The organism is Ilumatobacter fluminis (genome assembly GCF_004364865.1).
GTDB lineage: Bacteria > Actinomycetota > Acidimicrobiia > Acidimicrobiales > Ilumatobacteraceae > Ilumatobacter > Ilumatobacter fluminis.
Genome location: NZ_SOAU01000001.1, coordinates 4,209,905 through 4,221,121 on the forward strand (window position 1 = coordinate 4,209,905; position 11,217 = coordinate 4,221,121).

10 protein-coding genes are annotated in these 11,217 nt (G+C 68.3%); 1 reads left to right on the forward strand and 9 read right to left on the reverse strand.

Annotated elements, in window-relative coordinates:
* Positions 1-5: 5 nt before the first annotated feature.
* The 6 genes from BDK89_RS19055 to BDK89_RS19080 all read right to left on the reverse strand — a co-directional run bounded on the left by BDK89_RS19055 (position 6) and on the right by BDK89_RS19080 (position 7,468).
* Positions 6-854, reverse strand: a complete 849-nt coding sequence (locus tag BDK89_RS19055; RefSeq protein WP_133870461.1) for a galactose-1-phosphate uridylyltransferase — start codon at positions 852-854, stop codon at positions 6-8.
* Positions 854-2,032, reverse strand: coding sequence for an ABC transporter ATP-binding protein (locus BDK89_RS19060; RefSeq protein WP_133870462.1), 1,179 nt, complete (start codon positions 2,030-2,032; stop codon positions 854-856). The genes BDK89_RS19055 and BDK89_RS19060 overlap by 1 nt, the downstream gene beginning before the upstream one ends.
* A 19-nt stretch (positions 2,033-2,051) precedes the next feature.
* Positions 2,052-3,254 (reverse strand): carbohydrate ABC transporter permease, encoded by a 1,203-nt coding sequence (locus BDK89_RS19065; protein ID WP_133870463.1) that lies wholly within the window; start codon positions 3,252-3,254, stop codon positions 2,052-2,054.
* Positions 3,251-4,999 (reverse strand): carbohydrate ABC transporter permease, encoded by a 1,749-nt coding sequence (locus BDK89_RS19070; protein WP_133870464.1) that lies wholly within the window; start codon positions 4,997-4,999, stop codon positions 3,251-3,253. Before BDK89_RS19070 ends, BDK89_RS19065 begins: the two co-directional genes overlap by 4 nt.
* A 110-nt stretch (positions 5,000-5,109) precedes the next feature.
* Positions 5,110-6,510 carry an ABC transporter substrate-binding protein gene (locus tag BDK89_RS19075; RefSeq protein WP_133870465.1) on the reverse strand — a complete coding sequence of 467 codons (1,401 nt, stop codon included), beginning with the start codon at positions 6,508-6,510 and terminating at the stop codon, positions 5,110-5,112.
* A gap of 109 nt (positions 6,511-6,619) precedes the next feature.
* The gene (locus BDK89_RS19080) at positions 6,620-7,468 is read right to left on the reverse strand and encodes a DeoR/GlpR family DNA-binding transcription regulator (protein ID WP_208294132.1); all 849 of its coding nucleotides are present in this window, start codon (positions 7,466-7,468) and stop codon (positions 6,620-6,622) included.
* Positions 7,469-7,607: 139 nt separating this feature from the next.
* Here BDK89_RS19080 and BDK89_RS19085 point away from each other — a divergent pair, with 139 nt between their 5' ends.
* A complete protein-coding gene (locus BDK89_RS19085; protein WP_133870466.1) occupies positions 7,608-8,564 on the forward strand; it encodes an aldo/keto reductase in 957 nt (318 codons plus the stop codon).
* A gap of 34 nt (positions 8,565-8,598) precedes the next feature.
* Here BDK89_RS19085 and BDK89_RS19090 read toward each other — a convergent pair whose 3' ends face one another.
* From BDK89_RS19090 to BDK89_RS19100, 3 genes are all read right to left on the reverse strand, one after another.
* On the reverse strand, positions 8,599-9,384 hold the full coding sequence (locus BDK89_RS19090; protein WP_133870467.1) for an alpha/beta fold hydrolase: 786 nt from the start codon (positions 9,382-9,384) through the stop codon (positions 8,599-8,601).
* 13 nt (positions 9,385-9,397) lie between these two features.
* Positions 9,398-10,384: a phytanoyl-CoA dioxygenase family protein gene (locus tag BDK89_RS19095; RefSeq protein WP_133870468.1), complete on the reverse strand. Its 987-nt coding sequence runs from the start codon at positions 10,382-10,384 to the stop codon at positions 9,398-9,400.
* A gap of 156 nt (positions 10,385-10,540) precedes the next feature.
* Entirely contained in the window at positions 10,541-11,182 is a 642-nt protein-coding gene (locus BDK89_RS19100; RefSeq protein WP_166657693.1) for a TetR/AcrR family transcriptional regulator, read from the reverse strand.
* Between the last annotated feature and the right edge of the window lie 35 nt (positions 11,183-11,217).

An 11,217-nucleotide genomic window follows, 5' to 3' on the forward strand; every position in this document is an offset into this window, starting at 1 on the left:
GGGTGTCAGGTCGATGCCCGGAGCCGGTCGGCGACCGCCTCGGGCACGACGGGGTTGAAGTACTCCTCGCTGGCCACTTCGGCAGCAGCGATGAACCGTTGTACGCCGGCGGCCCGCCACGGCGACACGATCTCGATGTTGAACCACGCGTCGTCGGCGATGCCGGCGGTCGTCGGACGCTGGTTGAGCCAGAGCATGTACGGCAACGGTTGGTCGTACATCGCGTCGAGACGGCCGAGCACGTCGACGAGGATCGTGGCGAGCGCGTCGCGTTCGGGTCCGTCCATCGATGGCAGATCGGCGAGCGGACGGTCGGGTGCGATGTCGACGGCGAGCGGGAACGTCGGCGCGTACGGCACGACGGCGGTCCAGCCGTCGGTCGACGCCACGAGTCGGTCCCCGGCCGCGGCATCGGGTCGCCACCCGGCGTCGAGTCGTCGCTGCTGTCGCGACGGGACGTGGTCGTAGGCGTAGATCTGGCCGTGCGGGTGAGCGATCGTGGCCCCGACGTCGGGGCCACGGTTCTCGAACACGAGCACGTAGTCGACGTCGTCGCGTGCGCCGAGCTGCTCGGTGCGGTCGGCCCACAGGTCGATCACCTTGCGGGCCCCGCCGACGCCGAGCGACCAGAACGTCGCGTCGTGATCGGAGTGGTACAGGACGACTTCGCAGCGCTCGCCCTCCATCGCCGGCCACCGGTTGGGGAACCAGCGGACGTCGTAGGGCTCGGGGGCCTCGAGACCGCCGACGCAGAACGGGCAACCGGCGGTCGGGAGGTTGGGTCGACGCTGGCGCCCGCCGACGACGTGGACGACGGTTCCGAGATGTGGGTCGAGGCGAACCTCCTCGGCCATCAGCGCAGTGGCTCGCCGGTGGTGGGGTCGAAGAAGTGCGCGAGGTGCGTCTTGACCGCGAGCTCGACCTGGGTGTCGGTCTCGACGACGTGGATGCCGTCGACGCGAGCGACGATCGGCGTCGCGTGGTGATCGATCACCTCGCCGTCCTCACCCGAGGTGGGGGCGCCCTCGACCATGATCGGGTCGACGGCGACCGAGGAGTGGATGTGGACGTCGGATCCCATGGCCTCGGCGAGGTCGACGTGGAGCGTGATCACCTGATCGTCGGGTGCGTCGAAGTCGCTGCGCATCGCGAAGTGCTCGGGGCGCAGCCCGACGATGACCTCGTCGCCGAGCCGATCGGCGATCTGCGGGTACCGCTCGACGGCACCGGGGGCGATCGCCAGGGTGTGACCGGCGAAGGTGACCGTCGGCCGCTCGGGCGTGCCGCCGAGCGTCGCCTGGATCAGGTTCATGGCCGGGCTGCCGATGAACGCGGCGACGAACAGATTCGCCGGCCGGTGGTAGAGCTCCTGTGGAGGCGCCACCTGCTGGAGCACGCCGAGCCGCATCACGGCGACCCGGTGCCCCATCGTCATCGCCTCGATCTGGTCGTGGGTGACGTACACCATCGTGGTGCCGAGGCGACGCTGGAGCTGGATGATCTCGGAGCGCATCTGGACGCGGAGCTTGGCGTCCAGGTTCGACAGGGGCTCGTCCATGAGGAACACCTGCGGGCTGCGCACGATCGCGCGGCCCATCGCGACGCGCTGACGCTGGCCGCCCGACAGGGCCTTCGGCAAGCGTTCGAGGTACTCGGTGAGCCCGAGCAGCTCGGCGGCCTGTTCGGTGCGCTCCTTGATCTCGGCCTTGGGGGTCTTGCTCATCGTGAGCGCGAAGCCGATGTTGTCCCGCACGGTCATGTGCGGGTACAGCGCGTAGTTCTGGAACACCATCGCGATGTCGCGATCGCCCGGGGGGTCGTCGTTGACCCGCCGCTCACCGATGTTCAGGTCGCCGGAGGTGATCTCCTCGAGGCCGGCGATCATGCGCAGGGCGGTCGACTTCCCGCAGCCCGACGGCCCGACCAGGACCATGAACTCGCCGTCGGTGATCTCGAGATCGAGTTCGTCGACGGCTTTGGGACCGTCGTCCTTGTATTGCTTCGTGACGTTCGTGAACGTGACGGATGCCATGAGACGTACCTTTCGAGAACTACTTCAGACCGCTCGACGCCGAGTTCTCGACGAAGTAGCGCTGGGCGAACAGGAACACGAGGATCGGTGGGGCCATGGCGATGATCGCCCCGGCGAACACCAGGTTGATGTCGGTCGACGAGCGACCTCCCAACATGGCGAGCGCGAGCGACAGCACCCGACTGTCGGTGTTGCCCGAGTTGATGATGACGAGCGGCCAGAAGAACGAGTTCCACGCGTAGAGGAACCCGAAGGTGGCGAGGGTGGCGATCGCCGGACGGGCGAGCGGCACCATCACCTTCCAGAGGATGCGCCAACGAGAGGCGCCGTCGATCAGCGCCGCCTCCTCGATCTCCAGCGGAATCCCGACGAAGAACTGCCGCATGAGGAAGGTGCCGTAGACGGTGAACGTGAACGGGATGATGAGCGCCGCGAGGCTGTCGAGCCAGCCGGCCTGCAGCATGATCTGGAACAGCGGGATGATGAGCACGACGAACGGCACCATCACCGACCCGAGGTACAGCAAGAAGAGCTTGTCTCGTCCCACGAACCGGATCCGGGCGAAGGCGTAACCACCGAGGATGGACGTGAGCAACTGGCCGACGACGACCAGGATCGTGACGAGCACGGTGTTGGTCAGCGCCCGGCCGAGCGCCTTGTCCTCGATGACCTCCGTGAAGTTCTCGAGACGAGGACCGAACTGCTTGACGGGTTCGGCGAGGTTGATCAGCTCGACACGCTCGTCGCCGTCCGCGCTGACGAACAACCCACCCGAGGTGATGCGCGACCGATAGGCCTCGATCTCGTCACCGTCGACGGTGACGAGGTAGACGGTCTCCTCGTCGTCGTCGATCACGACCACCTGATCGGTCTCGACCGCGAGGCCTGCCTCCTGTCGGATCAGCGCGTCGGGGTCGTCGAGCGAGTCGAGCGGGGTGTACTCGGCGATGCCGATGTTGTTCTCGGCGAGTGCGTACGAGGTGCCGTCGAAGTCGTAGATCGGTACCGGATCTCCCTCGAGGCCGAAGTCCTCCGCAGCAGCGGTGGCGGCCTCCTGCGGGACGAGCGTCGGCGGATAGGAGAAGATGTCCTGGCTGTTCTTGGTCGACGTCGACAGGGCGACGATGAACGGGAACGCCACGATCACGGCGACGGCGACCAACATCACGTAGGTCGCGACGCGCACCAGGGTGGCGCGAGGTCCCTTGCGCCTGACGCTCATGACACACCTCCACTGGTCTCGTCACGTTGCATTCGGAACTGTGCGGCGGTGAAGCCGAAGATGACGAGGAACAGCACCCACGCCAGGGCCGAGGCGTAGCCCTGACGGTTGTTCGCGAACGCCTCCTGGTACAGGGTGAGCACCGGCGTCTGGGTCGCGTAGTTCGGTCCGCCGGGGACGGGCCGGGAGAGGATCCACACGATCTCGAACAGCTGCAGGGCCAGGATCGATGTCGTGATCAGGACGTAGAACGTCGTGTTCCTGAGTTGCGGCACCGTGATGCGACGGAAGATCTGCCACGTGCTGGCGCCGTCGATCTCGGCCGCCTCGTACAGCTCTTTCGGGATCGCCTGATGGCCGGCGAGGTAGAGCACGGTGTTGAAGCCGAAGCTCATCCAGGCGAACACGACCACCATCGACAGCAACGCCGTACTTCGTTGCGTCAGCCAGCCGTGACCCGCGCCGGGCTCGGAGAGGCCGACGAGGTCGAGCAGGTAGTTGATCCAGCCGATGGTCGCGTCGAACATCTGCCCCCAGACGATGGACACGCCGATCACGCCGGCGACCGACGGGATGAAGTAGATCGCTCGGAAGATCTTCATGCCCGGCAACTTGGAGGCGAGCACGCTCGAGAGCACCAGCGCCGGGAGCACCGACAGTGGTACGGCGAGGACGAGGAACACGAAGATGTTCCGCATCGACAGCCAGAACTCGACGTCGCGCGCGCCGACGACCCAGTGCTGTCCGAACCAGTCGGCGTTCATCAACACCTGGTAGCCGTCGGACAACACCTCGGTGCCGGCGTTCGGGGCCGACGCGCTCGCGAAGTCGAGCGACAGCGCTCGTGTGTAGTTGCCCAACCCGATGAACTCGCGCCCGGTGTTGGTGGTCTCCCAATCGAAGAACGAGACGTACAGCGAGAACAGCAGGGGGAAGGCGAAGAAGATCAGGAACCCGAGCAGGTTCGGCGACAAGAACGCGAGCCCGCTGAGGGCTTCCTCGACGGTGCGTGAGGTGTGGAAGTGGTTCGCTGCACGACGCGACCACATCATGCGGGTCGCGAGTGCGGCGGCGATGGTCAGCGCCAGTGCTCCGATCGTGATCGGGCGGCTGATGGCGTCGATCGCGTACTCGATCGCGCCCATCGGGTCGGCGGCGATCACGAACCAGACGCCGGCCACGCCGGCGACGACCCAGCCGGCCCGGCGAAGCAGTTCGGCGAGTCGGTTGGTGGGTTCCTTGGCGAGCAACTGCTTTGCGACGAGCACCCAGATCAGACCGACGCACACCACGAGGAACGGGAGGAACGCCTTGTACAGCCCCTCTCCCAGGTAGCCGATCGACCGATACACGTTGAAGAGGTGCAAGGTGATCGCGCCGGCGATCACCGCGGTGAGGTAGCTGACGGCCAACGACACCGGGCGCGCCCATCGGGTCCGGGCGCTGACGCCGTAGGCGGCAGCCATGTTGGCGACGAACGCCGCGCCGAAGAAGCCCTGCAGCGCGTAGCGCGGCATCCACGGCAGTTCGTCGGCTCCGCCACGCCGGGCGAGCATGAACACCGCAGCGCTCGCGAGCACGCCGACGAGGTGCCAGACGACGACCATGCGAACGGCGAAGCCGGTCAGCCCGCGGTCGTCGATGTGGCGCTGCCCGGTCGGGCTCTCGGCCAGTGCCCCACCGAGGCCGGTGGGATGGTGGTCGGCGCTCGACGCGTCGGGCGTCGGCGCGGAGGTTTCGCTCACGTCAGTTCCCCTCGAATGCTCCGTCGCAGGCGCGGTGGAGCAGGTCGTCCGGCCGTGTCGGGTCAGGGCGGGGGGGGTGCCCCGACCCGACACGAACCGGTCCGGTCGGATCAGCCTTCGAAGGCGACCGCAGTCTCGGCGCAGATGTTCGCCTGGAAGTCGTCGATGGTCCGCTCACCGTTGAGGACAGCGGTGATCGCGCTGTCCATCACGGCGCCGTACTCGGGCCAGCTGCCGGTCCACAGCGGACCTTCGGCCGTCGGCGAGTCGGCGAGTCCGTCGATGAACGCCTGGTTGTTCTCCGGCGGCGTGAATCCGAGGAAGGCCTCGATGGCGGCGTCGGACTGACGGCTCGGGATGTTCGCACCCAGCTCGCTGACCGTCGCCATGGTCTCGGCGGTCGTCAGCTGCTGGACCAGGTCCCACGCCTCTTCCGGATGCTCCGTGTTGGCGTTCACCACGTAGGCGCCCCAGAACAGCCAGTTGCCCTGCGTGCCGCCGGGTCCGACCGGCAGCTGCACGACGTCCCAGTTGAACCCGGCGTCGGCACGGGCACCGGGCGTCGCCCAGCGGCCGTTCATGTACATGCCGACGGTGCCGGCCTTCCACGGCGCCTCGCCACCTTCGCCGTACGGCACGGTGGCGCCACTGGCGAACAACGCTTCCATCGCGGTCAGACCCTCGATCGCCTCGGGCGTGTCGAGCGCACAGGCCGTGCGGTCCTCGTTGAAGAAGCTGCCTCCGGCGGCGTTGATGAAGGTGCCGTACGGGCCCCACCAGGCGTCCATCGCGAAGCCCTTGTTCTCGCCGCCGAGTTCGGCGACCTGCTGGCTGACCTCGGTGAACGTCTCCCAGTTCCACTCACCGGCTGCTGCGAGCGCACGAGGATCGTCGGCTCCCGCCTCGGCGATGAGGTCGTTGTTGACGTACAGCGCCATCGTCGACACGTCGCGGGGCAGACCCCACAACTTGTCGCCGGGGCCACCGGTCTCGGTGTCGTAGGTCAGGTGGTACATCGGTTCGGGGTAGAACTCGCTGGTGTCGAAGCCGTCCTCGGCTGCCAACGGGGCGAGGTCGTAGATCAGGCCCTCGGTCTGGAAGCGGGCGATGTCGGTGCCGGGGATCCAGAACACGTCGGGCGCGGTGCCGTTCGCGATCTCGGTCACGAGCTGGTCCTGATAGCTGCCGGTGTCGGTGGTACCGGGCTCGTAGTTCAGGCTGTACGCATCACCGTTCGCTTCGTCGATGCTGTCGCTGATGTCGCCGTAGACCTCGGCCTCGGCGTCGTTGTCGGGACGGGTGCGCCACCGGATGGTGACGTCACCGTCGGCCGGCTCGTCGGCCGGCTCGTCGGCGGCCGGCTCCTCGGCAGGTTCGTCGGCCGGTTCCTCGGCGGGTTCTTCGGTCGAACCCTCGTCGGCCGGCTCGGCTGCGTCGTCGTCGTCGCCACCGCACGCCGAGACGATCAGAGCGATCGACACTGCGGCGGCAGCCCACTTGGTTTTCTGCACGTTCGTGCTCCTTGTGTTTCGGGGGCTGCGGCGGGAACCGCACCCTCTCTCCCCCTCCCCACTGATGTGGGACGGTGTCGCCGGCGCTCGGGGCCCCGGGCGAATCTGGTCAGGTCGTCGTTCGGTCGGCGACGATCACGTCGACTCCCTGTGACCTGACGGCGTCGAGCACCGTCGAGCTGGCGCCCGAATCGGTGATCAACACGTCGACGTCGTCGATCGGGCAGACCGTGGCCAGTGCACGGCTCCCGATCTTGCTGCTGTCGGCCACGACGACGCAGCGGGCTGCGGCGCCGATCATGCTGCGCTTGACCGCGGCCTCGGGCAGGTTGATGTTGGTGACGCCCGCGACCGGGTCGACGCCGTTGCATCCGAGGAAGACGGTGTCGACGCGCAGGCTGTCGAGCATGGGGGCGGCGAGCGGTTCGACCAGGCTGTGCTGCTTGGGTCGGAGGGTGCCGCCGGTGACCACGATCGTGAAGCGCGGGTGCGCGGCTTCGAGACCGAGTGCGATCTTGAGCCCGTTGGTGAACACCATGAGCTCGGTGAGGTCGGTGCGGGCGACCAGTTCGTCGGCCAGTGCCGCCGTGCTGGTGCCGACGTCGAGGAGGATCGACTCGCCGCTCGACACCAGCCCGGCGGCGACCCGGGCGATGGCCGACTTCTGTTCGGCCTGCTCGGTCATGACCTCTTCGAAGGTGCGCTCGATTCGGGAACCGGCGAGCGGCATCGCTCCGCCGTGGACGCGCTTGGCGAGCTGGCGCTCCTCGAGCTGCTGGAGGTCGTGTCGGATCGTGACGGCGCTGACGCCGAACCGATCGGACAGGTCGCGGACCCGGACGAAACCGGTTCGGACGAGCAGTTCGTGCTCGGCGCGCTGGCGCAGCTCGGCCGGCAACGGATCACCGGATTCGGCCGTCATCGTGCGGCCACCACGTTCCCCCTCGGTTTCATTCACTTTCGTTATTCTTAACTTTGCTGTCGTTTGGTGTCAATATCCGCGACGGTGTTTTTCTGGACATCGTGTCAGCAAGGGCGCTAGAACTGCCTGCGGCCCGCTCGGGCCCCCACTACCCACCGATCGAAAGCGAGCCCTCGTGGAGTACCGCCGTCTCGGCCGCAGCGCCGTTCGTGTCAGCCCGATCGCCCTCGGCACGATGAACTTCGGGCCCCAGACGCCGGCCGACGACGCCCACCGCATCCTCGACCGCGCCGTCGACGCCGGCATCAACCTGATCGACACCGCCGACCAGTACGGCGGCGACCTCGGCGTCGGCACGACCGAGACCATCCTCGGCGACTGGCTCGCCGGACGCTCCGACCGCGACTCGCTCGTGCTGGCGACGAAGGTGCACGAGCCGATGGGCGACGGCCCGAACGACCGCGGCCTGTCGGCGTACCACATCCGCCGAGCGTGCGAGGCCAGCCTGCGACGGCTCCGGGTCGATCACATCGATCTGTACCAACTGCACCATCTCGACCGCGCCGCGGCGTGGGACGAGGTGCTGATGGCGACCGAACGCCTCGTCGCCGACGGCAAGATCACCTATCTCGGCACCAGCAACTTCCCGGGCTGGTCGATCGCGTCGGGCATGGAGCGGGCGGCCGCCCGCAACGCCCTCGGCCCCGTCTCCGAGCAGAGCCTGTACCACCTCGCGAACCGCACGATCGAGATGGAAGTCGTGCCGGCAGCGCAGCACTACGGCATCGGCATCCTGCCGTGGAGCCCGCTCGGCGGCGGCCTGCTCGCCGGGTCACCGAGCGACGACTCGAAGCGACGACGTGCCGCCCACGCGGGCACCGAGGCGATGCGCGACCGTCTCGATCGGTGGGAGCAGCTGTGCGCCGACCTGGGGCAGCCTCCCGCGGTCGTCGCCACGGCGTGGCTCCGCGACCGTCCCGGCGTCGTCGCTCCGATCGTCGGCGCACGCACCGAGGCCCAGCTCGACGACGCCCTCCGCTCGCTCGACGTCACGCTCGACGACGAGACGAACGCACGGCTCGACGAGATCTTCCCGGGGCCGGGCCCGGCTCCCGAGGCCTACGCCTGGTAGGCGCACACGCTCCCGCGTCGGGAGCCGGCGTGCGTCAGCGCAGGAAGCCGGCGACGGCGTCGACATAGGCGTCGAGCCGTTCGCGCCGGATGTTGTGCCCGGCACCCTCGATCGTCACCACGCCGACGTCGCCGTGCAGGTTCGAGACGGCGTGGGCGACCTCGGGTGACGCGATCGCACCGAGTTCGACCTCGCCGAGCACCAGCAGGGCCGGCGCCTCGATCGCCGGGACGACAGATCGCCAGTCGATCGGGACGAGGTGCTCCACCGAGCGCGGGCCGAGGCCCAGCTTGGCCGGCGCCCACGAGTCGAACTCCTCGTCGGGCCAGTTCGGGTGCTGTCGACGCCCCATCTCGCGGAGCTCGTCGACCGACCGACCGTCGAGGGATGCGACCCACGCCGTGACACCGGCCAGTTCGTCGGCACCGAGCGGCGCCTGCTCGAGCCGCCACGGTGGATCCTCCAGGACGACCCTGCCGACGAGGTCGGGCCGACGCGCCGCGACCAGCGCCACGGTCGTCGCACCGAGCGAGTGGCCGAGCAGGGTCGGACGCTCGAGCGCGAGCGCGTCGACCACCCCGGCGAGGTCGGCGGCGAGCCCCTCCCAGTCGGCCGCGCCACGGTCGGAACGGCCGTGGTTGCGGGCGTCGACGGCGATCACCTCGTAGCGGTCGCCGATCCGGTCGGCGAGGCGCGACCAGCAGTTGCCGTCGTCGCTGAACCCGTGGGCGCAGACGACCGTCGGTCCGTCGGGGTTGCCGCCCCGACGGACGTGGAGCGACACGCCGTCGACGACGACGTCGGACTCGGTCCAGTTCACGCGACCGACCGGGTCACTTCGGCCGGAACGGCATCAGCGGCTTGAACGAGTACCCCGACGGGAGCTCCTCGGACGAATCCTGGACGACGTAGCGCGTGATGTGCTTGGCACGGTCGGACAGCGTGCTCCAGTCCTCGTACGAGATGCCGGGGATCGTCGGCTCACGGAACCACGGCGCGTAGATCTCGAGGTTCGGAATCGCGCGGACGTCGTCGGACAGGTTGGGCGTGCCACCGTGCCAGGCCCGGACGTCGCGGATCTGGATCGAGCCCGCCGGTGCCGGGCACACGGTGCTCAGGCGCATCCACTCCGGCTCCTCCTCGAGCGTGGGTGGCTTGACGCGTGCGTGCTGGGTGCCGGGGATCTGACGGGTCGGGCCGTTGAGCACCGTCTGGTCGAACGGCAGGAAGTTCACACACACGTACGGCGACGGCAGGTCGCGGGTGGTCAGGTATCCACGACGGTCGTGGAACGAGCTGATCGGGGTGCGATCGGGGCTGATGAAGTCGCCCATGTCGGAGTGCAGCGGCTGATAGCCGACGGCGCCCGGCAGACAGAAGTCGCCGCTCGCGGCCCGGATCATGTAGTCGTTCGAACCGAAGATCGCCTCGAGGATCGGGTTGACCGTCGGCAGGTCGAGCAGCATGCGCCACTCCGGTCGGTGCAACATGCTGCGGGTCACGCTCGTGCCGCCGAACGAGTAGCGGTGCGAGCCACGGTTGCCGTCGCGCACGTCGTCGAGCGAGACGATCTCCTCGACCACCTCGAGCACGCCGTTGGCGAGGAACTCGGTCTGCTCGGGCGTGAGTGCGTCGCGGATCACGACGAAGCCGTCGCGGTCGAAGATCTGGACGGCCCGCTCGATCTCGTGCGGTTCGAGCACGTCGAGCCCCTTGATGCCGTTGTTCGCCTCGAGGTGCTCGCGCAGCGCGACGACCTCCGGGTCGTCGGGTTGCGGGCCGGCCCAGCCGCGGATCCGGGGAGAGGTGGTGTCGCTCATGAGAGGTCCTTCGAATTCGAAAGTAGCCAGCCGCCGCACTGCGAAGAACTGACAGGAAGTACAACAGTGCGGAAGATACCCCTCCGGGCGGTCACCGGCAAGGTCGGAGCGCGCGAACGATGATGCGTGCCGCGATGCGGCGACGGCCTGCGACGGTCAGGCCGGCGTGACGCCGGCGCTGTCGAGGAGGTGATGGAGCGACGCCAGACCGCTGGAGAGGAAGACCTCTTCGATGACGCCGCGTCGGGCGTCGCCACGGGCGATCAGCCCCCACATCTGCTCGGTGGCGCCGTTGAACAGGCTCGAGTAGACGAGGGCGCGTTCGGGGTCGAGCCCCATCTCCACGAGCAGGTCGGCCCACCACTGGACGTTCGCCTGCTGGATCGACCGGCGATGATGTTCGACCGACTCGACGAGCTGCGGCTCCGACATCAAGCGGTAGTACAGCAATCCGCCCTGCTCGATCTGATCGAAGTACCAGCGGGTGTTGTCGATGAAGCGGCGTTCGAACAGTTCTCGCGGCGTGACGTCGCGCAGCATCTCCGACACCGGCGGCATCGGGTCGACGTTCCACAACGACTCGACCTCGGCCCACAGCGACTCGACGAGCCCGGCTCGGTTGCCGAAGTAGTTGTAGACGAGCGCCCGCGAGACGCCCGCTTCTTCGGCGACGCCCTCCATCGACAGCGCGGCAGCCCCCTGGCGTTCGACGATCGAGCGGGCCACGTCGACCAGATGGCGACGCCGCTCCTCGGGCGACAGGCGCGTCCGGGGTGCAGCAGTGGTCGAGTCGGTCACCGCTCCAGTGTGCCCCGTTCGGCGACCACCACCGA